The following is a 23,374-nucleotide window of genomic DNA, read 5'->3' as shown; positions in this document are numbered from 1 at the left end:
AATGAAAAACATCCGGCTGTTTGCTGCATACCTGTTATTCTTACTGTGCATAGCTGCCGGCAGCTATGCACAGGCGCCTGCTGCATGGATACGTATCAACCAGCTCGGATATCTTCCCGGTGGGGTTAAAGTAGCAGTATGGGGCAGCAAAGGAATTACACAACCCCGCACGTTTCAACTGGTGTCAGCAGCTACCGGTAAAGTTGTTTTTACAGGAAGTACAGGTACGCCTTTCGGCGCCTACGGCCCATTTGATCAAACCTGCCGGCTGGACTTTTCCGCTTATTCATCTCCCGGAAAATATTACCTGAAAACAGACAGCATCACTTCTCCTGCTTTTCGTATAGGCGATAACGTATATGCAGGCACACCCGGTTTTTTGTTGCGTTACATGCGGCAGCAGCGAAGCGGGTTTAATCCGACACTTAAAGATTCCTGTCATACGCACGACGGCTACACCATGTACGGCCCCATGCCCGACAGTACGCATATCGACGTGGTTGGCGGCTGGCATGATGCCACCGATTACCTCCAGTATGTAACTACTTCCGCCAATGCAGCCTTTCACCTGCTGGCAGCTTACCGCGATTTTCCGGGTGTTTTTGAAGATCGATATTCGGCCAATGGCCTTCCCGGTAGCAATCATATCAGCGATGTGCTGGATGAAGCAAAATGGGGCCTCGACTGGCTGTTGAAAATGCATCCGTCGGATAACGTGATGTTTAACCAGGTAGCCGACGACCGCGATCATCACGGGCTCCGCTTACCCGGTGAAGATAATTTTTATGGCAAAGGCTTTGAACGCCCCGTATATTTTTGCACCGGGAAACCGCAGGGACTCGGTAAATACAAAAACAAAAGCACCGGTGTAGCATCTACGGCAGGAAAGTTTTCCAGCGCTTTCGCACTCGGATATGATTTACTGAAAACAGCAGCGCCGGCATATGCACAGTTATTGAAAACGCGGGCACTATCCGCCTGGCAGATGGGACAAAAACAACCCGGCGTATGTCAAACGGCATCTGTATTATCGCCCTACATTTATGCAGAAGACAACTGGACCGATGACATGGAACTGGCTGCTGCACAACTGTACCACATCACCAAAGAAACGCAATACCGCCAGGCCGCCGCAGGCTATGCCGCGCAGGAAAAAGTAACGCCGTGGCTGGGCGCCGATACCGCCAACCATTACCAGTGGTATCCGTTCATCAACCTCGGGCATTATGCGTTGGCGCAGCAAAGCACCGGCGCAGAAAGGGAACGGCTTACCGGTTATTATGAAACCGGTATCCAACAGGTGTGGAATAAAGCGAAGCATAACGCATTTTATCGCGGTATACCATTTATCTGGTGCAGTAATAACCTGACCGCCGCTTTTGCCATCCAGTGTTACTGGTACCGGCAACTCAGCAATAAAAATACTTTTGCAGCACTGGAACAGGCAAACATCGACTGGCTCTTTGGCTGTAATCCCTGGGGCACCAGCATGGTTTACGGGCTGCCGGCAGATGGAGATACACCCACAGATCCACATGCCGCCTTTTCCGCTATTGGTCACTACCCGGTAGATGGCGGACTGGTAGACGGACCTGTATATACCAACATCTACAAAAATCTCATCGGCATCCGCTTGTCAAACCCGGATGAATACGCCGCGTTTCAAAGCGACCTCGCCGTGTATCACGACGATATGGGCGATTACAGCACCAATGAGCCTACAATGGATGGTACGGCCTCCCTGGTATACCTGCTGGCCGCCAAAGCGCAGGAAGGGGCCGGAAAGCGGCAATATGATCATGGAGGATTAATCCGGGGAGATAGTAGTAAAAAACAACTGACACTTGTTTTTACAGGAGATGAATATGCGGACGGCGCACAAGTAATCCGCCATACATTGCAACAACAGCACGTAAAAGCCGCATTCTTTTTTACCGGTAAGTTTTATCAGCAACCCGCTCACCAGGCGCTCATCCGGCAGCTGAAAGCAGACGGGCATTACTTAGGTGCGCACGGTGATCAGCACCTGTTGTATTGCGACTGGCAAAACAGGGATAGTTTGCTGGTTACAAAAAAACAGTTCCTCGACGATCTGCAGGCCAACTATACAAAAATGGCGGCAGCAGGGATTTCAAAAGAAGCTGCTCCCTGGTTTTTGCCTGCGTATGAATGGTATAACGACAGCATCGTGGCATGGACTACCACAGCGGGGTTACAGCTGATTAACTTTACACCCGGCACCCGTTCCAATGCTGATTATACTTATCCGGCGCTGGGAAAACAATACCGTACCTCGGCGGAAATTTATCAGTCCATTCTGCAATATGAAGCCTCCCGCCCCGCCGGTTTGAACGGCTTCCTGTTGCTGACGCATATAGGCACTGATCCCCGCAGAACGGATAAATTTTATCGCCGGCTGGGTACATTGATCATCACGCTGAAGCAGCGCGGATATCATTTCAATACATTGGAACAGGTGCTGCAATAACAATCATGGTCCTTTTGGTGACCTGCCAATTTTTAGCGAACTTAAACGGATGAATGTGAATAAAAACAAAGACAACCAAAATTAAGACGGGTAGTTAGTATACTACCCATGACTGTAATCGACCAAACTTAAACCCGCTAAATTTTTTCTATGAGCTTGTTTCTATTGAAGATGGCTAAAGGCCGGTCCTTTTTGCTATTCCTGTTCATGAACGTGCTGGCCATTGCTACCTATGCGCAGGTGAAAATTTCAGGCCAGGTAACGGATAACCAGCAATCCCCTATTCCCGGAATCACGGTGGTGGTGAAGAATACAAAACTGGGCGCCCAAACAGATGTTGATGGACGTTATACCATCAGTGGCAACCTGCAGCCGGGTAATTACACACTGGGGTATTCAGGTATTGGTTTTGCCGCCGGTGAGCGGGTGCTGGTAGTAAGTGCCGGCACCAACACCTACACGCAAAATATTCAGCTGTCTGCAGAAGTATCCAAACTGGATGAGATCGTGGTAACGGGTACCTCCGAAGGTACCACACGCCGGCAGTTGGGTAACTACATCAGCACCGTAAAAGCGGATGAGCTGAGCAAAAGCGGCTCGGGTAACGTGCTGGGAGCCCTGCAAGGCAAAACTGCCGGTGCACAGATTTCCCAGAACTCCGGGGACCCTGCGGGCGGCATCTCTGTAAAACTCCGTGGTATCAGTACGATATCGGGTTCTACAGAACCTCTGTATATCATCGACGGAGTAATCATTGATAACTCTACTACGCGCGTAACCAATGCCGATCCGAGCTACGGTGTTGGCGGAGCAGCCGATCCGGCCGGTGGTGCAGGAAACAAATTTGTAGGTAACGTAGGACAAAGCCGTATTTCTGATATTAACCCGGCAGATATTGAACGCATAGAAGTGCTGAACGGCGCAGCTGCCGCAGCTATCTATGGTTCCCGCGCCAACGCCGGCGTGGTACAGATTTTCACCAAAAGAGGCAGCGCCGGTGCGCCGGTGGTTAATTTCTCCACCACTTTTTCGGTGAACCAGCTACGCAAAAAACTGGATGTGAACCGCGCCCCGGTAAAGTTTGGCGGCTCCCCGGACGACTCTACGCAAAATATCCTGTCGCCTGCTATAGTGAGTACTACACCCGTAAACAGGTACGACTACCAGGATTATATTTTCCGTACCGGCGTAGGAACGGATAATAATATATCCGTAGCCGGTGGAAAAGACAAAACAAAATACTACGCATCCGGCAGTTACTTTTATAACCAGGGAATTATCAATAAAACAGATTTCAGCCGGTTCAGTTTCCGCTTGAACCTGGACCAGGAGCTGGCCAGCTGGGTGAGCTTCAGTGCCAGTCTAAACTATGTTTACAGCAAAGCAAATGAAAAACCCGATGGTAACACGTTCTATTCTCCCATGAATGGCGTAACCATCATCGGTAACTACTACGATATACAAAAACGGAATGCCTTAGGTCAGCTGATGAAAGTGGGAGAACGCGGCCGCGTAAACCCCGTGTCTATCATGGAAGACTTTAAACAGCAGCAACATGTAGGCAGGGTGATTGCCGGCGCCGGCATCAAGCTGCGCCCAATCAAAAATCTTACGGTTGATTACCGGCTGGGTATCGACAACTATAACCAGGAAGGTACCACCTTCATGCCTGCATTCGCCTATTTTGTAAGTCCTGGTTTTTTTGGCGGCGGCCCAGACCTGGACCCTGCACAGAATGGTTATGCCAGCGCAGGTAATAACAATTCCTTTTTGATCAACCACGACCTCAATGCTACCTACAACTGGGATATCAGCGATAAACTCAGTTCGGTAACACAGGTAGGTTACTCTGTACAGTATCAGAAAATGCACTACACCCTGGAACAGGGAAGAGGGCTGCCTCCTTTTGTACAAACAGCAGACAAAGCCACTACTATTATTCCCGGCGCGGATCAACGCACCGAGCTATCTATTTCCGGGGAATATATCCAACAGAATTTTAAATACCGTAATCAGCTGTTTATTACAGGCGCCCTGCGCGTGGATGGATCCTCCGTATTTGGGGTAGATGAAAGGAACCAGCTGTACGCCAAACTGAGTGGCAGCTATGTGATATCCGGTACAGATTTCTGGGAAAAATCGTCCGTATCCAAATGGTGGAACCTGCTGAAACTGAGAGCAGCCTATGGTGAATCCGGCAACCTTACCGGTATCCCGGCATACGGCCGTTACAATACCTATGATGCTACTGCTTTCATAGGAGCTGCTGCTTTCCAGTCGCCTTCTACTTATACAAATCCCGATGTGAAGCCTGAAAAGCAGAAGGAACTGGAAGTAGGTACGGACCTGGCATTCTGGGATAATCGTGTAGGCCTCTCCGTTAACTACTACAAAAAGCGCGTGGAAAACCTGTTGATCAGCCGTGCAGTTGCTCCCACCAAAGGCTACTCCTTTTACCAGGATAATATCGGTACCCTGGAGAACACCGGTGTGGAAGTAGTGCTGAATGTAATGCCGGTGAAGACCAAAAATTTCAACTGGAACCTGACTGCTATCTATAACCGTAACCGCAATAAAGCGGTGGATATAGGACAGTCGCTGATCCTCTATAACACCGTGGGCGGCGCTCCTGTGGGTATTGCCAACGGAGAGCCGATCGGCTTTTTCTATGGTACCTTCTTCGCCAGGGATGAAAATGGTAACCAGCTGAAAACGCCTGCCGGCATACCGGTTACAGAAGCAGGTAAACAAAATACGCCACTAACGTATACGGTTGCACGTGATCCGGCTACCGGTTTACCGCCAGCAGGTACTACGGCATTGAATAAAAAAATAGGTGATCCCAACCCCGATTGGACAGGTACCCTTACCAATGATTTCCAGTATAAAAAACTGGGTCTGCATATACAGATAGATGCTGTGCAGGGTGGAGATGTATTCAACGCCGACTGGCGGACCAGGCAAGGTGTGGATAACGGAAAAGTAGCTGAACAGGAAGATCTCGGATTGCTCCCCCGTGGTTTTATTGCGGGTAATTACAACATACAGGAATGGAGAATTGATGACGGCTCCTTTGTGAAGCTGCGGGAAGTAGCCTTTAGCTATAGCTTTGGTAAGCTGAAAGGACTCAGCGATTTAACGGTAAGCCTGGGTGGCAGGAACCTGATCTCCTGGGACAACTACAAAGGATACGATCCGGAATTAAATGCGGCCGGACAAAGTACCGTATTGCGTGGAATTGATTTTGGCGCCGTGCCGGTGCCCCGGAGTTATAACCTGTCTGTCCGCGCAAAATTTTAATCACACAAAAAGAGCTATCATGAAACGACATATGCAATATAGTATCCTCGCCATCGCTTTGTTCTGCACCTTCACCTTCACCGGGTGTAAGAAAGATTACCAGGATCCATCGGGGCCTTCATCAGAAGGGGCTTACAGCTCTCCCGCCACATTGGCGAATGTAGCAGTAGGTTTGCAAACCTGGTATACAAAGGATCGTACAGGATTGTTATATACCACGGTAACTTCCGGTAGTTTGCTGGTTGGAGAAACCTTTGTTACTAATCCGGGTAATACAGATGAAGCGCAGCTTGGCGCAGGCGGAAGTAAAGTGCTCACCACCAACGTGGTGGTTACCGGTATGTGGAACGTATCCAATAAGATCCGGTATGAAGCTGATAGTGTTATACGCCGTACCGGCGCCATTGTTACAGATAAAAGCTTTGCCAGCGGCCTCATTGCTTATACTACTATTTTTAAAGCCCTCGCTCTCGGAGTACAGGCCAACTTTTGGGAACAGGTACCGGAAAATACCAGTACGCCTGTTCTTTCATCCGGCGGAGTGAAGTTTGTTCCCGGAAAGCAGGGTTATGTAATGGCAGCCGCCGCACTGGACAATGCCATCAGTACAGTAACGGCCACGCCTATAGGAAATAGCTTTTTAGCCAATATCCCGGATAGCGTGGATATCGTAAATACCCTGTATGCGCTGAAAGCCCGGTATGCACTGTATGCCGGCGATTACCCAGGCGCCATCGCCGCCGCCGACAAAGTGAACCTGAATGTACGCTCCACACTTTCCTTTAATCCGCAGATCACCAATCCCATCTTTACATTGGTAACGGCTACCAACAACATCTATAACGTGGTAGATTCCACGATGGGATTACCAGTGCCTATACAACCGGATCTGGCCGATCAGCGGGTACCATTTTATATCGCCCGGCCTGTTAAACCTAAGTTTAATATCAGCGGTTTCTTCAGAAGTACCCAAACTTCAGTGCCTATCTACCTGCCGGGAGAAATGCTGCTGATTAAAGCAGAAGCATATGCCCGTCAGCATGATATCCTGAATGGTCTGATTTTCCTGAACAAGGTGGTTACCAAGAAAGCATCTGAAGATGCATTTGGTATTGGTGCAGCATTGCCACCAGTAGCTGCAGCTACCGAAGCGGAGTTGCTGACGTTGATCTATAAACATCGCAGAATAGAATTGTTTATGGGTGCCCAGGAACTGGCAGATAGCCGCAGGTTCGGACGCCCCGTATCAGAACGGAAGCGGAGCTATTTCCCATATCCGTTTGTAGAACGGAATGATAACCCGAACACACCGGATGATCCCGCATTTTAATAACGCAATATTCAGGTTGCCGCGACCCCGCGGCAGCCTGAATATCGTTTTGAAATAGTAGGTAAAGTTGCTATCTTGATGTTTAAGTATGGAAATATACACTACCCTCCAGATAGGCGCCTATCATGTTAACCATTGCGAAGATTATCTCTTCTTCGATCATATTGATAGTAATAAAATTATCTGTGCAGTAATGGATGGCTGCACAATGGGAAAGGATAGTTATCTTATTTCTTCGCTGACAGGTAAGCTGCTGAGAAAGATTTGTAAGTCGCTAAGCTACAAATTCTTTTATTCCAAAGAACATCCCGAAATGCCACTGGATGATTATCTTAAAATCATCTTACAGGAATTATTCTCAGAATTAAAAATCCTCAAAAATCAACTGCAACTGGAAAGAGAAGAGTTGCTGACTACGTTAATTATTTTGCTGGCAGATACCAGCGCAGATAAAGGTGTAGTGCTGGTGGTGGGAGATGGAGTAGTTAACATTAACGGCGCCATGATTACTTTTGACCAGGATAATAAACCAGATTACCTGGGCTATCATCTGTCGGAAGATTTTGATCATTGGTATGAATCTCAGTTGCAGAAAATATTTCTTCATGAATTGATTGATGTCAGTATTGCTACTGATGGTATAGAAACCTTCACCAGGGTGGCGGCGCCTGAAAACTCCGAGGTGATAAACCCCGTAGATTTCCTGTTAAATGATCAGACAGGGAGGGGGAATGAAGAAATGCTGAATAGAAAATTGAAATTGATAGAGCATAAGTTTGGGTTGAATCATACAGATGATCTGGCAGTGATAAGGATGATAAGGTGAAGTGAAGCAAACACAGGAGCAGCCCCACACCGTTATGGTGTAGTTTTTGATTTGGCCTTTCATTGTTAGCGAACTGCACTCATCCTAAAAACTACTATCATGAACAAGAACAGGCTTTCAGCCAGCTTACAGGCCGGACTCAACAATCAAATGACACAGGAAGCACTGGCAGCGCAGATCTATTTATCTTATGGCGCCTGGGCTGCAAGTGAAGGATATAGTGGAATTGCCAATTTCCTCTTCCGTCACGCCAACGAAGAGCGTAATCATATGATGAAATTCCTGGAATATATCCTGGAAAGAGGAGGAAAAGTGGAGATAACTGCTATTCCGCAGCCACCGGCAAATCCTGTCAGTGTACAAAATTGTTTCGAACAGGTATTTCAGCAGGAAATTAATAATACAGCAGGAATTTATAAGCTGGTGAAGATGAGCTTTGATGAAGGCGACTGGGCATCGTGGAATTTCCTGCAATGGTTTGTGAAAGAACAAACGGAAGAAGAAACGCTGGCATTGAATCTGTTGGATAAGATCAAAGTGGCGGGTGGTGAAAAGGCTACCGGTGAAGCATTATATGCCCTGGATCGTGACCTGGAAAAAGAACCCGATGAGGCGGAGCTGGCAGAAACAAAAACGGTAGAGAATCCGTAGTGCGCTTCCAGGAGGTGTTACAGGTGTGATGTAGGCAGACCTATAGTTAGTTTGTTAATTCAATCAGAGCAGCCCCTGGTGGCTTGCGGAGCTGATAAGCCCTGCAACGTTTTTTACCTGGAATTTCTGAAGCAGATTTTTACGATGATTTTCAACGGTGAACTTGCTTAGAAAAAGCATTTCAGCAATGCGCCTGGTGGTGATGCCGGAAGCAATAAGTTTCAGGATTTCCAGTTCCCTGGCGGTCAGTACCGGGGCGTCTTTTGTATCCTTTAATCCCGGCCGGGCGATAATTTCTTTTATGGCATGGCTAAATACGATCTGGTGTTGAAGGGCGTCGTGGATGCAGCGCACCAGTTCTTCCACAGAGGCGTTTTTTAGCAGGTAACCACTTGCGCCGTTTTCAAGCATTTTCATAATGGCGCTGCGTTGATCATGGTTGCTCAACGCCAGCACAATGGTATCGGGCGCTGTTGTTTTGATTTCCTTACACAGGTCCATCCCGTTTCCGTCCGGAAGGATAATGTCAAGCAGTACCACATGAACCGGGTTGGCATTGAAAAATTGGAGGAAGTCCCCGGTGTTGGTAAACGTACCTGCAATTTCAAATGCCTCTTCCCTGGAAAGAACATTGACCAGCCCCTGAAGCACCACCGGGTGATCATCAAGAATGGCCAGCTTATATTTCTGTTGTAACATACACTTCAATATTTATGGAAGTACCAGGTTGGTTCCCCCTGGAAAGGATCTCTATTTTACCATTCAGATAGGCCACCCGGGTTTTAATATTGATAAAGCCCATGCCCTGATTTTCATGCAGGACATCTTTATTGAAACCGGTACCATCATCTTCAACAGTAATAAAAAATCTGTTATCCCGCTGGTTGCACTGTAGCAGGATGCTTTTTGCTCCGGCATGTTTTACTGCATTGGTCAGTAACTCCTGTGCAATGCGATAAATGATCACCTGTTCTCCCTGCGGGATGTTTGGTTGAATCCCGAAGCACAGGAAACGAACGGTTGTTTTTTCGGATTCAAATGTATCGCAAAGATCTTTCAGTGCAGCTTCAAGCCCGAGTCGTAACAACATTTCGGGCATCATATTATGCGCAATCCGTCTTAGCTCTGTTACGGAGGTATCCATCTGGCCGATTATCCCTTCCAGTTCCGGGCGGTTACCGGTACTTCCACTGCCGGCAATTCTGGAAAGATTGATTTTGGTGGAAGCCAGTAAGCCTCCCAGGCTGTCGTGAAGATCCCGCGCTACCCGTTTGCGTTCTTCTTCCTGGCCTTGCAGCATGGCGTGTGAAACCTTGATCTGTTCCTGCTGGAGGGCTGTTCTCTTTTTATTTTTATAAAAGAAGTAACCCAGCAGTAAGATTATAAATAGAAGTACACTTACCAATCCCAGCAACCAGCTTAACAAGATGGTTCGTTTTAATGCGAAGTTCGCCTTGTCGTTGGATGCATTCAGTTCCGTAATTTTCCGCTGATGTTCCGCATTCCTGAATTTTATTTCCAGCGCATTGATTTTTGTTTCCAGGTTACTTTGTGCAACGCTGTCACTCAGGTAACTATAACGTTTCAACCATTGGTAGGCTTCCGGAATATTCTTCATGTCTTCATTGGTTGCTACCAGTCCATAATATAGTAAAAGCCTGTTAGCTGAAGTATTCATAAATGGCAGTTTACTGTACAGGTCGAGGGCTACACGACGGGCTTCCGGCAGATCCTTCTTATTGTATAACGCATAAAATTTTTGCAGCAGCAAACGTTGTTCGGGATATGGTTGATGCAGTTTCCGGGCTAAAGCAATACCTTTCTCTGAAACCGCAAGGGACTGGTCAAATTTTTCCGCGATGGTAAGCCGCATACTTTCGCCTGCATAGTAATCCAGCCACTCGTCTGCTTCGGGGTAAGGAGTCAGTAACACCCGCATACTATCAAGGTACAAGGCGGCTTTTGCGGAGTCGCCCGACAGTGAATAGTTCTCTGACAAGGTATGATAAGCGGTAGCCAGGTACCGGGTATTTCCTTTTTCGTTTCTTAATGTTTCAATTGCCAGCTGCAGGTATGTTTTTGCTTTGGCATATTCTTTCAGGTTTTTAAATCCGTAGGCAAGATCCAGGTAGTTCTTCCCCAGGTAGCGTTGATCGCCTGACTTTTGTGCCAATGGTATTGCCTGGGTTACAAGGAGGTTCACATAGGTTTCCGGATCATCTTTTTCAAAGTGGAATACCCGTGCGTAATCATGCCAGCACATGGAACGGAAAAGCAATGCTTCTTTGCCCGGGAATTTCTTCAGGATATTTTCTGCGTGCATAAAAACCTTAGCGGCCGAATCGGGTGCTGTTGGGGCCAGTTTCCGGGCTTCGTAGAAAAGGGATACGCCCTGCAGAAATGGATGACCTTTGCTGAATCCTTTACCCAGCTGCACATATTTTTTAGACAGCAGCGTGTCTTTATCTTCCCATTCGTCTGCCAGGAGAAAGCTCACACGCGCTTTGACACTATCATTTGTTGCTTGTTCAAGAACACGGGCGAGACTGTCCTTATCATATCTCCCGGGAGCCTGCTGCGCATAACTCCGGGTTGCCGACAGTATAAGAATAAGTACGAGTGTAAGTAGCTTCATAACAATTTGCAAGTTGTTACATATAATCGTAATAATAAAGATACATCAAGAGAATGACTGAAAACAGCTATATGCAAAATGACCATTTTACGGCATTGGCTGCCCTTGTTTTCATAAGTAATTTTGTTCCACGTACTGGCATAAAAGCCGGGTTAATTCAGCGTAGACCATTTTCAAACTATAGCATATGTACAGAAAATTATCCATTGCGAGTATCCTGTTTGCAGCAATGCTTACTGCATCCTGTTCCAAAGATAAGGATGATGATGATAACAACCCTCCCGCTACGCACAAAGTAGTGTTTAAAGCAGAAGCTTCCGGAGGTGGAACTATCGACAGAGCCTCTTACGGGGTAGATGGCGACGCCCATAGCGCTATCAATCTTAGCGGTACTTCCTGGACCAGCCCTGAGCTAACGGCTCCTGCAGGCGCATACAACGCCAATATCGTTGTAAATGGAGTGGGCACTGGTAGCACTTCCAGGCTGAAAGTAGGCATTTATGTAGATGGAGAACTAAAAAAAGAAGAATCAGCCAATCCAGGTGTGGCATTAAGCGTTATGCTCACCTACAAATTTTAATGCGGCAAAAACGGTTTTATTCAAACCTGGCTATTGCGGAAAAGATACCCTGAAAAAGGGCCGGCCAAAAAGTAAATAGTGCTTTTTGGCCGGCCCTTTTTTATTATCCGGCAACATTCAAATGGCCGGAACTGTATAATTTATGGCATTTGTGCCATCGTTAATACCCCTTACCTTTATGGCGTTTAAACATCCTTTATGCCAGGGAAGCAAAGAAGACTCATTGTTATAGTGCCTTCACCAGGTATTTTCCTGCTGGATATTGCGGGGCCTGTGGATGTATTCACGGTAGTAAACAAGATACTCAAAGAAGAGATTGCCAACGGTAAAGAAGAATATGAAATCATGATGGCATCTCCTACCAACAACCGGAAGATTAAAACAAAGAGTGAGATTGAATTTGATTGTGCGGTAACGGTTGCAGAGATCAACAGACCGGTAGATACATTGATTGTGGCAGGTTTTTCCATGCAGCAATTCCAGCCAGGTCATCCTTTCTTTCAATTGCTGAAAGATATTTACCCGAAAGTACGGCGCATTGCCTCCGTCTGTGTAGGGACTTATGCATTGGCAGAAGCGGGTATCCTGAACGGGAAAAAAGCGACTACGCACTGGGAATTCAGCCGGCAATTACAGGAAAGATATCCCACCATAAAGGTGGATAGTAATCCTTTTTATATCCGTGATGGCAATGTATATACTTCCGGTGGCGTAAGCTCTGGTATAGACCTGGCGCTGGCATTGGTAGAAGAAGATGTAGGAAGGGATCTTGCATTGAAAGCGGCGCGTAAACTTGTACTTCATCTGAAGCGTATCGGGTATCAGTCGCAATTCAGTTCCCTGTTGCAGGTATACAGCCTGGAGAATTCCATTGCAGGTAAACTGCATCCCTGGATGCTCCGTCATCTGCAGGACGATTTACAGGTAGAACATCTGGCTGCCCGCAGCAATATGAGTATACGCAATTTCAACCGTGTTTTTGTGAAAGAAACAGGCGTCACCCCTGCGAGATTCGTGGAGAAATTGCGCATAGAAGTGGCGAGGAAATACCTGGAAGATAGTGATCTGAGTATGGAACAGATTGCAGAGAAGTGCGGGTTGGGTGGATTAGTATCCATGCGGCGGACTTTCCTGCGGCATATGATGATATCTCCGAGTGAGTATCGCAGATCTTTCAGAACATCCTTACAAACAATTGAATAATTACTTAAAAATATATCACGATGAAAGTAGCTATTAATGGATTCGGGCGTATCGGCAGAATGACACTCAGGGCGCTTCAGCACAAAGCAGGCGTGGAGGTAGTCGCCATCAATGATCTGACAGACATCCAACTGTTGGCACACCTGTTTAAATATGATACTTCGCATGGGAAGTTTCCGGGCACCGTCACACAAAAAGATCAGCATATCATCGTAAATGGGCATCCTATACAACTGTTGACAGAAAAATCGCCTGAAAAGCTTCCGTGGAAAGAGTTGGGCATTGATGTAGTGATTGAATCCACCGGGCGCTTTACGCAACGGGAACTGGCACAGCAGCATATCACGGCCGGTGCAAAGAAAGTGCTGATTACTGCTCCCGCAACCGGTAACGTGAAAACAATTGTGGCTGGCGTGAATGATGACCAGATTACAGAGGACGATGAAATTCTTTCCACTGCATCCTGTACAACAAATTGTATTGCGCCGTTGTTATTTTTACTGGAAAAGGAATATGGTATTACATCCGGTTTTATGACGACCATACACGCGTTTACAATGGACCAGATGCTGCAGGATGGACCACATAAGGATTTCAGGAGAGCACGTGCGGCTACGCAGTCTATCATTCCAACTACAACCGGCGCAGCTAAAGCGATCGGCGATGTATTACCCGGAATGAAAGGAAAGCTGGATGGCTTCTCTTACCGGGTACCGGTGATAGATGGTTCTATCGCGGAGTTGTCGCTGAACCTGGAGCAAACTGCTTCGGCAGAAGAGATCAATCAATTATTCAAACACTACGCAGATAACAGTCTTAAAGGAGTGCTGGAGTATACAGAGGAACCATTGGTATCAGCAGATATATTGGGAAACACCCACTCATCTGTTATTGATGGTACCTTGACCCGTACCATCGGAAACCTGGTGAAGGTAGTGGCCTGGTATGATAATGAGGTAGGTATCTCAAACCGTTTGGCGGAGCTGACGGTAGCATTGGCGACCACCAAACCTGTTGTTGTTTAAATTGTACTTTACAATAAAGGGTTGATCAAAAAGTAAAATTTGGTCAACCTTATTTTTTAAACTTATAATTTCTCGGCTACATACTTTACTAATTGCAGTGCAGCATCCCAACCTTCGTTTGCTTCTTTAAACAGGTAATCCGTTATTTCATAATTGATTTCTTCTGTAGCGGAAAGAATGGTGCTGTCTCCATTTTTTATAAACTCATACGTTATTACAGAAAGTAGCCTGTCCTTATCTTTGAGGTCAAATAAACTATGCTTCAATAATTTTCCCGGCTCTAATTCGATAATTTTCCCGTTCGTATAAACACTGCTCTCCTTTCCTTTCCATCCAAATGAGCTGCCAACTTTCCAATCAGAAACATATTCACCACCCATTTGTTTTGTTATTGTAGGATCTGTAAAAACGCTCCATACTTTTTTTGTGGAGGCGTTTATGTCAATCGTTTTTTTAATAACTGGTTTGTCCATATGTGGTAACTGTTTTTTAGTAGCAATTAGCTTATTTTAGCGGTTTGGCGCTAACGGGTGATATCGTTTTACTGCGCTAAAATAATCTTATATCACAGATATATCATTGGCCTATATGGAAAAATCACGTAATCATCCTGCAGCACTGCCTTTCCTGTTTCTCTCCGAAATGTGGGAACGATTTGGCTTTTATCTGATTCTTGGTATTTTCCAGTTGTACCTGACAGACACCTCAAAAGGCGGCTGGGGAATGGACCGTGCCACCGCAGCAGATATCTTCGGCACCTTCATCGCTTTCGTGTACCTGACACCATTCCTGGGCGGACTGATAGCCGACCGCAAACTTGGTTACAGTAAGTCGATTATTATCGGCGGCATCCTGATGGGGATAGGATATATCGGTTTGTCGGTGCATAACCTGACCGTTTTCTACCTGTCGCTTGCACTGATTTGTGTTGGCAATGGATTCTTTAAACCCAATATCTCCACGTTACTGGGGAATGTATATAACGATGAGAAGTACCGCAGCCGTAAAGACACCGGGTATAATATTTTTTACATGGGTATTAACATCGGTGCTTTTATCTGTAACTTTTTTGCTGCCTTCCTGCGAAATACAGTAGGCTGGGGCGCGGCGTTCATCGCGGCCGGCGTAGGCATGTTCCTGGGAGTACTGATTTTCGTTATTGGGATGAAACATTACCGGCATGCGGATGTACGCAAACCCGAACAGGAAGGGGATATGCCGTTGAGCAGGATTTTCTCCGTAGTATTCCTGCCGGCAATTGGAGTAGGATTGGGCGCCTGGTTTATTCCCGGCAACGTCTTCGGATCTGATTCCACTGACGCGTTCATCTTTGCCTGTATCCCGATATTGTTCTTTTTTGTATCGCTGCTGATGAAAGCTGATGCGAAGGATCGTAAGCCTATATCCGCACTGTTGGCTATTTTTGCCGTATCCATTGTGTTTTGGGCTGTGTTTAAACAGAATGGTACTGCACTGACTACCTGGGCGCAATATTATACCGACCGGGAAATTCCTGCCGCCATCGAGCAACCTGCCCAGCGTCTTTACCTGGTGGAAACGGTGCAGAACAAACCGGATTCAGTAACCGCCTATGATGATGAATTCAGGGTAGTGCGGGATGCGGCAGGAAAGCCGGCGAAAGTATGGGATAAAGTAGCCTACTTCAAGAATGTGGCGCCGGAGAAAATGCCGGCGGAAGGAAAAAGTATCAGCTTGTATAATACGGAGCTGTTTCAATCCGTCAATCCCTTTTTTGTGATCACGCTAACGCCTTTGATTGTAGTATTCTTTGCATTGCTGCGGAAGCGGAACAGGGAGCCTTCCACACCATCGAAAATTGCATGGGGATTGCTGATATCGGCGGCGTCAACACTGATGATGGTGGGCGCGGTATATGTGTGCAGCAATGGCGCTGTAAAGGCATCGCCGTGGTGGCTGATAGGGAGTTACGGTATCATAACGGTAGGGGAATTATTCCTGAGCCCGATGGGGTTATCGCTGGTGTCCAAACTGAGCCCGGCGCGTATTACTTCGCTGATGATGGGGGGCTGGTTCCTGGCTACGTCGATTGGTAATAAACTCTCAGGCATCCTGGCCACTTTATGGGACACGTATGATAACAAGGCGAACTATTTCCTGGTGAATTTTCTGCTGCTGGGAGGAGCGGCCGCCGTGATATTTATGATGTTACGCTGGCTGAACAGGATTTTCAAAGAGTATGTGAAGTAGATAATATGTAAAAGTCCCAACCATGTTTATTGTCTGTTTAACAATAATTATCGTGGTTTTTTTAGTATCTTCTGTCAGAATTTATTTCACATCTTTTGGCGGGTAAATATTTGGTTTTTTCTATATGAAAAGAACTATTAAAAATGAGTCAGGGCTTCATGCTCCGACGAAGACAATACTTGAACAGGAAAGAAAAGTATTGCTGGATCTCGGCAACGATATTACCAAAGTGAGAGAGAAGAATGATCTTATCACACTCTTTAAAAACAGGATTAAAGGATTATTCTACTTCACTCATACTATTATTACTTTAGTAGACCATAAAGACGAAACCTACTATGCGTTTCTGCTGGATAATGAAGGATCTCCTATCAGAACTCATCCACGGTACCAGGAAATGGTAGCAGCCCGGTTTTCATTGAACGCTCCCTTTATACAGGCTGTATTGACATCAGACGAACCGGTTTCTTATATCCTGGAAGATATCATGGACGAGCCCCAAAGTCCACCTTTCCTTCGCGTGAATTATGAAGGAGGCGTGCGGGAAATCCTGATGACAAAGCTGATGAAAGAAGGGAAGCCAATGGGCTTTATTCACATGTACTCCGACCGGACAGACAGCTTTAATCCTGAGTTCAGGGGCGTAATGAAAGGTATTGCACCACAGCTGTCGGGCGCCGTTTCCAATATCATTAAAAACGAAGAATTACTGAATAAAGAGAAAGAGAAATCTTTTCTCCTCGATTTTAGCAGTAACATAGCAGCCGTAAGAACAAAGGAAGATCTCATGAGTGCTGTTCGCACCGCGCTGCATAAACTGGATCAGAAAAGTGGCTTCGTGATCAGGTGTATCAATGAAGATAAAACTACAATGAGTGCATATGTGTATGATCTTGGAGCTGCTGCTGATGAGAAGTCACTCTCCGTTCTCGTGAAAGCAAAATACCCTATTAATGATGGTTTGCAAAACCGGGTACTCAACAGTTCCATTCCTTTATTATTCAATGTAGAAAGAGAAATACAAAGAGGGATCACATCGGCCTATTTGCAATACTGGAAGAAAATGGGTTTCGAAAATTTTGTAGGTATACGACTGCGCAACGGAGAAACCAATCTGGGAATTTTACTGCTCGACATTGAAGAAATCAAAATAGAACTACTACAGGGAATTTGTGCACAGATCTCTATCGCCCTGGCTAATATTATGGCTAATGAGCAGATTAGCAAAAAACAGGAAGAACAGGCATTTCTGTTGGACTTCAGTAGCGCGCTCACTAAAATGCGTACGAAAGATGAGCTGCAGGCGGCCATCTTCGAGGTGTTGGATAAGATCATGAATACACAGCTTGCCATGATACGCGTATTGGAAGATGATGGCGTGCATTTGAGCGTATTTATGTTTGATCGCCGGTTATTTGGAAAGGCCCATGCCGATTTTGATAAATTAGCCGCCAACAAAATTAAAATAGATGAAACCTATACCGCGCAGGTACTGGCAAGCAAAGAAGGAATAGTATTTAATGTAGATGAAGAATTAAGAAACGGCAATGACTATGCAAAACTCTGGAAAACCACCGGGCTGAGAAATATGTATGGCTTGCCGTTGCGTATGGGCGATAAGATTATCGGCACCATTTGGCTGTTGGCAGATTTCCTGGGACCCTTATTACTAAAAGGTATTTGTTCGCAGATTACTGTTGCAGTGGCAAATATATTAGCCAATGAAAAATTACTGGCTTATAAAAAGCAACTGGAAATAGAAAATGATTATTTGAAAGAACAGATCAAAACGATTTACAACTTCTCTGAAATCATTGGTAGCGGCGAATCTATGCAGGAAGTATACCGCCTGATGGGACTTGTGGCTGAATCCAACACCACGGTGCTGATATTGGGAGAAACAGGTACTGGTAAAGAACTGATAGCAAGGGCTATTCACAATGCATCGCCACGAAAAGAAAACCTGATGGTGAAAGTGAATTGTGCGGCGCTGCCTGCCAACCTTATCGAAAGTGAACTATTTGGTCATGAACGGGGTGCATTTACCGGTGCAACAGATCGTCGTATCGGTAAATTTGAAATGGCAGATAACAGCACTTTATTCCTTGATGAAATAGGAGAGTTGCCACTGGAAGCACAGGCTAAGCTGCTGCGTGTAATTCAGGAACGTGAACTGGAACGTGTGGGTGGGAAACAGGTAATTAAAATCAATGTGCGCCTTGTTGCGGCTACCAACCGTAACCTGGAAGAAGAGGTGAAAGCTGGCCGTTTCCGCGCCGATCTGTATTTCAGGTTAAATGTATTTCCTATTATCCTCCCGCCTCTGCGGGACAGGTTGGAAGATATAGAAGCACTCACTCATTTCTTTGTAAAGAAATATAGCAGGAGCACCGGGCGCACTATCAGGAAGATAGCACCCAGGGTTATACAGCAATTACGTAGCTATACCTGGCCCGGTAATGTGAGGGAATTGGAACATCTTATTGAAAGAAGCATACTATTGGCTACAGACAGTACGTTGAGTGATGTTTTTATACCACGTAATGCTGACGCAGATAAACAGGAGCAGGCTTTCCTGCTGAACCGTTCCCTGGAAGAAGTGGAGCGTGGTTATATTATTGAAACGCTGAAACGCTGTGGAGGCAAGATTTCCGGCACTGGCAGCGCTGCCGAAGTATTACAAATTCCCGGAAACACATTACATTCTAAAATGAAAAAACTGGGAATTACAAAGAGCGACTATTTCTCATGATGAAAATCCCTTAATAAAGTGAGAAGCTTGATGGTTTCATTAAATACAGTGAAAAATCGATAACCCTGTTTTTATTATTTGGTTGATTTTTAATGATTTGCGAAAGATGGCATTTGGTTGGCCTGATAGATAGCATCACTAAAAACAAAAATCAAATTTATGAAAATCGTAGTAATCGGAGGCACCGGTCTCATTGGAACCAAAGTAGTAAATCAACTTCGTCAGGCGGGCCACCAGGTTATCGCTGCATCTCCTGCAACGGGTATCAACACGCTCACCGGCGAAGGACTGGCGGAAGCCATGAAGGAAACGGATATTGTTATTGACCTTGCCAACTCTCCTTCATTTGAAGATAAAGCAGTAATGGAATTTTTCCAGACAGCGGGTCATAACCTGTTAGCTGCAGAAATCAATGCAGGTGTAAAACATCATGTGGCGTTATCTATTGTAGGCGTCGATATTATGCAAAACATTGGTTACATGCGTGCGAAAAAAGTTCAGGAAGAACTGATTGAGCAGTCAGGCGTACCTTATACTATTGTTCGCAGCACGCAATTCCTTGAATTTATTGCCGGTATTGCCAACCAGGCTACTGATGGCAATGAAGTGCATCTTTCAGATGTATTGTTCCAACCTATCGCTTCTGATGATGTGGCAAAATTTGTAGCTAAATATGCACTGGCTGCTCCGTTGAATGGCAGGGTAGAAATTGCCGGACCTGAACGGTTTGAAATGTACAGAATTGTTGAGCGTTATCTGCAGCTGGCCAACGACCCACGCACGGTAGTACCAAATGGTAAACCCGCATACTTCGGCGGTGAAGTTACGCACAGCGCCCTGGTACCTGCCGGAGAAGCGGAGCAGGGTGCTATTAACTTCGAAAGCTGGTGGGCAACCCAGGCTGTAAAGGCTTAACTGCTCCCCGGGACCCGCCTGGAATCTATTGTCTGAAAAAATTAAATCTATCGTCATGAACCTTTTCTTTTCACATCCGTCTACAAAAGATCCTAAAAACGGATATCCTGAAGATATGCAGGTAGTCGCCAATGAAACACCGCATAATACCAGTGAGGGCGGTGAGTTCCTCGATGACGCAATCCGTTTGGAAGAAGATCCTTTGAGCAGCCAGGATGAAAACGCAGGACTTGAAGAATAGTAGTAACGGCGCTTTAAAGCAGCAATATGAAAAACAGCATAGCCGTCACCTAACCTCATTTGACGCCTACTTTGCGCAGGACTTACCAGCTGAAGAACGAAAGGTAATCTTCAAAACCCAGTCATGTGCCTATGGTGTCACAACCCAAACAGGTAGCTGATTTCATCACTACTGCCGCTCAAAAATTAAAATTTAAACAAAAGAAATTGCAAAAGGCTGTCCTATTGTAAATACGGGGCTGTTGCAGAGGTACGTAGAGCCGTGCCTGCGGCTTGAGGATGGATTATTGAGGGATGTTTTCGGCCATAGGCTATTTGTTCATCCCAAAATAAAAAGCTGCCTGAATCACAAGATTCAGGCAGCTTTTTATTTTTCCGTGTGGCCCTTGGTACAAATGCCGAATCAAGCGCAATCTGCTATCCTGCGCATATCTGTAAACCAGGATATCTTTTTGTTAAAGTATTATACATTCCCAATAATCTTCTTCCAGTGTGCCAACTGTGCCGGCGCTTTGGCAGTTACTTCTTTCAAAAACTGTTCGGCAACTTTCTGATAACCTTTTTTCAGATCAGACAGGGGAAAGGTTTTGTTATGCCATTTTTTGATGCCGCCACCATCTGAGATAGCCGAATCAACAATGGAAAAGGCTATCTCGTTCGGTTTGATCAATACAAATTGAAAGGCCGGTTGCCCCTGTTCTCCCTCATCATAGGTGTATTCAGTATCTTTTCCTGATTCGAAGTTGCGGACTATCGTGCCCAACACGTTGAACCACGCATTCAGGCACACATCTTCCTCTCCAAAATAGCCCATAGCAGGTACCACTTTCTCGTCGATTACGATCTGTAAGTGGCCGTGTACATGCGAGAAATGATCGGTGTTTGAAACGGGCTTACAGATGCCCAATCCCATTCTTAATTGTCCCATAGCGGTAAAAATAAATATTTATCCCGATCCTCAAAACAGAAAGTGATCCCGGCGAGGATCCCAAAAACTTAGGAGCTCCCACCCAACGCACAGGCGCGCATACCAATTTTTAGTTTTGACGGTGGATTTTTCACATACTATTGTACCGTACGAGGGCAACCTGGCCTTTTAAACAAAGCATATTGCGCCTTTTAAACAAAACAGGCTATTCTTTATTAACCGAATTTTGTTTCATCAAAATAAAAGATGATGAACATGAATTCAAATAATGAAAAATTAGTGTTGGTTACCGGAGGCTCGGGTTTTATTGCAGTGCACTGCATCCTTCAACTATTAAATGCGGGCTTCATGGTGAGGGCGACTTTGCGTTCCCTGAGCCGTGAATCCGACGTACGGTTGATGCTAAAAAATGGCGGTGCAGAAGCCGGTGACCGTCTTACCTTTATCGAGGCCGATCTTTCTTCCGATGCGCATTGGCCAGAAGCCATGAACGGTTGTACCTACGTATTGCATGTAGCATCGCCTACCCCAAAACTTGATTACAAACATGAGGATGAAATGATCATCCCGGCACGGGAAGGCGTGCTGCAGGTACTGCGTACCGCAAGAGATGCCGGTGTTAAACGCGTAGTATTAACCTCAGCCATAGGTGCGGTTGTTTATGGACATCCCAACCAAACAGCACCCTTTGATGAGGCGACCTGGACAGATACGGCCAATGCACCGGCTTATCAGAAATCCAAAACCCTGGCGGAAAAAGCGGCATGGGAGTTTATCGAAAAGGAAGGGAATGGGCTGGAACTTGCCGCCATTAACCCTGTAACAGTTATGGGGCCGGTGCTGGGGCCGGATTATTCTCATTCCATACACCTGATCAAAAATCTTCTGACTGGTAAGATGCCTGGCTGTCCGAAGATCAATTCCGGTTTTGTAGATGTACGTGATGTAGCCGATCTGCATCTGCGTGCGATGGAACATCCTGCTGCAAATGGCCAGCGTTTTATTGCCACTGCCGGAGAAAGTATCTGGTTGGTGGCTGTAGCGAGAATACTCAAGGAGCACTTGGGCACTGCTGCCGGCAAGGTAAAGGTTAAAGAGCTGCCTAATTTCTTACTTCGTATTGCAGCACTAAAGGACCCGATGGTCAGATCAATGATCCCGCTGCTGGGCAGGGTGATGAATGTCACCAGCGCCAAGGCGGTGCGCCTGTTAGGCTGGTCGCCCCGTTCTACTGAGGAGGCCGTGCTGGCTTCGGCGCAAAGCCTGATCCGATTACAACTGCTTAACCAATAATGTTAACTTTGCAGAGATGGAAGTAGCCGAAGTATTTATCGCCTGCAAGAAAGAAGCCCACTACAGCCGTGAACTCGTCCTGGCGCAACCAGCGTTGGTACATGTCGTTTCCGGTGAAATGCGTGTCGTGACCGCGGAACGCAGCTATCATTTCTTTGCAGGTGATACCGTACTGTTGCCCCGTAACCAGCTTGGCAGGATGAGTAAACTTCCATTGGACGGGGAGCCCTGCATCGCTATATCAGTGCTGTTTCGCAAGGAAAGACTCCAGCATTACTATGCAACTAATGAACATAAGTCAAAAGCGCCGCATAGCAATGAACTTAAAAAATTCGGAGCGCACCCCTTATTAAAAAGCCTCTTCAATTCGCTGCAGCCTTATTTTGAAATGGCCGATGCTTTACCTGAAGACATCGCCGCTTTTAAGATCGAAGAAGCGGTTCGTATCCTTCGTGCCATTGATCCGGATGTAGACGAATTGCTCGGCCAGTTTGAAGAACCAGGTAAACTGGACCTGACCGAATTCATGGAGCAGAATTATATGTTCAACCTACCGCTGGAAAAATTCGGTTACCTGACCGGCAGAAGCCTGACCACTTTTAAAAAAGATTTTAAGCGCATTTTTAAAAATACCCCGGGCAGGTGGCTAACGCAGAAAAGATTGGAGCTGGCCCATTACCAGATTTTCGAGCAGAAACGAAAGCCATCAGACGTTTACATAGAAAGCGGTTTTGAAGACCTTTCACACTTTTCCTTTGCCTTTAAAAAGCATTTTGGTTACAACCCAACCCATTCAGGGATCGGTTTACGAAATAAATCATTTACTCATGAAGACAAAGGGCATAACTAATCAGTAACAACACCATGACTGATAATTTCCTGTATTTACTTAAAACCCATCACAATGTGGTCAAGTATAACATTAGATGAACTATCAGACATGATTTTACAGTTTGAAACATCGGCTCTAATGCAATCT

At 46.0% G+C, this 23,374-nt stretch carries 18 protein-coding genes; 14 read left to right on the top strand and 4 right to left on the bottom strand.

Features of this window, described 5'->3' with window-relative positions:
- Window position 1 precedes the first annotated feature (1 nt).
- From V7S65_RS18400 to V7S65_RS18380, 5 genes are all read left to right on the top strand, one after another.
- Window positions 2-2,488, top strand: a complete 2,487-nt coding sequence (locus V7S65_RS18400; RefSeq protein WP_336387504.1) for a glycoside hydrolase family 9 protein — start codon at window positions 2-4, stop codon at window positions 2,486-2,488.
- A gap of 150 nt (window positions 2,489-2,638) precedes the next feature.
- Window positions 2,639-5,788 (top strand): SusC/RagA family TonB-linked outer membrane protein, encoded by a 3,150-nt coding sequence (locus V7S65_RS18395; protein ID WP_336387503.1) that lies wholly within the window; start codon window positions 2,639-2,641, stop codon window positions 5,786-5,788.
- A 19-nt stretch (window positions 5,789-5,807) separates the two neighbouring features.
- Window positions 5,808-7,118, top strand: coding sequence for a RagB/SusD family protein (locus V7S65_RS18390; protein WP_336387502.1), 1,311 nt, complete (start codon window positions 5,808-5,810; stop codon window positions 7,116-7,118).
- Window positions 7,119-7,206: 88 nt separating this feature from the next.
- Window positions 7,207-7,944 carry a protein phosphatase 2C domain-containing protein gene (locus V7S65_RS18385; RefSeq protein WP_336387501.1) on the top strand — a complete coding sequence of 246 codons (738 nt, stop codon included), beginning with the start codon at window positions 7,207-7,209 and terminating at the stop codon, window positions 7,942-7,944.
- A 99-nt stretch (window positions 7,945-8,043) separates the two neighbouring features.
- Window positions 8,044-8,595 (top strand): ferritin, encoded by a 552-nt coding sequence (locus V7S65_RS18380; protein WP_336387500.1) that lies wholly within the window; start codon window positions 8,044-8,046, stop codon window positions 8,593-8,595.
- 63 nt (window positions 8,596-8,658) lie between these two features.
- Here V7S65_RS18380 and V7S65_RS18375 read toward each other — a convergent pair whose 3' ends face one another.
- Both V7S65_RS18375 and V7S65_RS18370 read right to left on the bottom strand, forming a co-directional pair.
- Window positions 8,659-9,294 carry a response regulator transcription factor gene (locus V7S65_RS18375; RefSeq protein WP_336387499.1) on the bottom strand — a complete coding sequence of 212 codons (636 nt, stop codon included), beginning with the start codon at window positions 9,292-9,294 and terminating at the stop codon, window positions 8,659-8,661.
- Window positions 9,275-11,230, bottom strand: coding sequence for a sensor histidine kinase (locus tag V7S65_RS18370; protein WP_336387498.1), 1,956 nt, complete (start codon window positions 11,228-11,230; stop codon window positions 9,275-9,277). Before V7S65_RS18370 ends, V7S65_RS18375 begins: the two co-directional genes overlap by 20 nt.
- Before the next feature lie 187 nt (window positions 11,231-11,417).
- Here V7S65_RS18370 and V7S65_RS18365 point away from each other — a divergent pair, with 187 nt between their 5' ends.
- The 3 genes from V7S65_RS18365 to gap all read left to right on the top strand — a co-directional run bounded on the left by V7S65_RS18365 (window position 11,418) and on the right by gap (window position 14,038).
- Complete coding sequence (locus V7S65_RS18365) at window positions 11,418-11,810, top strand: hypothetical protein (RefSeq protein WP_336387497.1); 393 nt, start codon at window positions 11,418-11,420, stop codon at window positions 11,808-11,810.
- Between the two features lie 198 nt (window positions 11,811-12,008).
- On the top strand, window positions 12,009-13,013 hold the full coding sequence (locus V7S65_RS18360; RefSeq protein ID WP_336387496.1) for a GlxA family transcriptional regulator: 1,005 nt from the start codon (window positions 12,009-12,011) through the stop codon (window positions 13,011-13,013).
- A gap of 20 nt (window positions 13,014-13,033) precedes the next feature.
- Window positions 13,034-14,038, top strand: coding sequence for a type I glyceraldehyde-3-phosphate dehydrogenase (gene gap / locus V7S65_RS18355; RefSeq protein ID WP_336387495.1), 1,005 nt, complete (start codon window positions 13,034-13,036; stop codon window positions 14,036-14,038).
- A gap of 62 nt (window positions 14,039-14,100) precedes the next feature.
- Here gap and V7S65_RS18350 read toward each other — a convergent pair whose 3' ends face one another.
- Window positions 14,101-14,511, bottom strand: coding sequence for an SRPBCC family protein (locus V7S65_RS18350; protein ID WP_336387494.1), 411 nt, complete (start codon window positions 14,509-14,511; stop codon window positions 14,101-14,103).
- Window positions 14,512-14,626: 115 nt separating this feature from the next.
- On the opposite strand from V7S65_RS18350, the gene V7S65_RS18345 reads away from it, so the two are divergent.
- From V7S65_RS18345 to V7S65_RS18330, 4 genes are all read left to right on the top strand, one after another.
- Window positions 14,627-16,267: a peptide MFS transporter gene (locus V7S65_RS18345; protein WP_336387493.1), complete on the top strand. Its 1,641-nt coding sequence runs from the start codon at window positions 14,627-14,629 to the stop codon at window positions 16,265-16,267.
- 124 nt (window positions 16,268-16,391) lie between these two features.
- Window positions 16,392-19,019 carry a sigma-54-dependent Fis family transcriptional regulator gene (locus V7S65_RS18340; RefSeq protein WP_336387492.1) on the top strand — a complete coding sequence of 876 codons (2,628 nt, stop codon included), beginning with the start codon at window positions 16,392-16,394 and terminating at the stop codon, window positions 19,017-19,019.
- Window positions 19,020-19,178: 159 nt separating this feature from the next.
- Window positions 19,179-19,934 (top strand): SDR family oxidoreductase, encoded by a 756-nt coding sequence (locus V7S65_RS18335; RefSeq protein WP_336387491.1) that lies wholly within the window; start codon window positions 19,179-19,181, stop codon window positions 19,932-19,934.
- A 55-nt stretch (window positions 19,935-19,989) separates the two neighbouring features.
- Window positions 19,990-20,175 (top strand): hypothetical protein, encoded by a 186-nt coding sequence (locus tag V7S65_RS18330; RefSeq protein WP_336387490.1) that lies wholly within the window; start codon window positions 19,990-19,992, stop codon window positions 20,173-20,175.
- A gap of 462 nt (window positions 20,176-20,637) precedes the next feature.
- Here the strand turns inward: V7S65_RS18330 and V7S65_RS18325 are convergent, their stop codons facing one another.
- The gene (locus tag V7S65_RS18325; RefSeq protein WP_133256106.1) at window positions 20,638-21,102 is read right to left on the bottom strand and encodes a hypothetical protein; all 465 of its coding nucleotides are present in this window, start codon (window positions 21,100-21,102) and stop codon (window positions 20,638-20,640) included.
- Between the two features lie 246 nt (window positions 21,103-21,348).
- Between V7S65_RS18325 and V7S65_RS18320 the strand changes: the two genes are divergently transcribed.
- Together V7S65_RS18320 and V7S65_RS18315 are read left to right on the top strand one after the other, a co-directional pair.
- The gene (locus tag V7S65_RS18320; RefSeq protein ID WP_336387489.1) at window positions 21,349-22,395 is read left to right on the top strand and encodes an SDR family oxidoreductase; all 1,047 of its coding nucleotides are present in this window, start codon (window positions 21,349-21,351) and stop codon (window positions 22,393-22,395) included.
- Between the two features lie 16 nt (window positions 22,396-22,411).
- The gene (locus tag V7S65_RS18315; protein WP_336387488.1) at window positions 22,412-23,245 is read left to right on the top strand and encodes a helix-turn-helix domain-containing protein; all 834 of its coding nucleotides are present in this window, start codon (window positions 22,412-22,414) and stop codon (window positions 23,243-23,245) included.
- The last annotated feature ends 129 nt before the right edge of the window (window positions 23,246-23,374 follow it).

Source organism: Chitinophaga sp. CCNWYY40 (genome assembly GCF_037483205.1).
Classification (GTDB): domain Bacteria; phylum Bacteroidota; class Bacteroidia; order Chitinophagales; family Chitinophagaceae; genus Chitinophaga; species Chitinophaga ginsengisegetis.
Note: the sequence above shows the minus strand (reverse complement) of the source record. Positions and strands in the feature narration are given on the sequence as shown.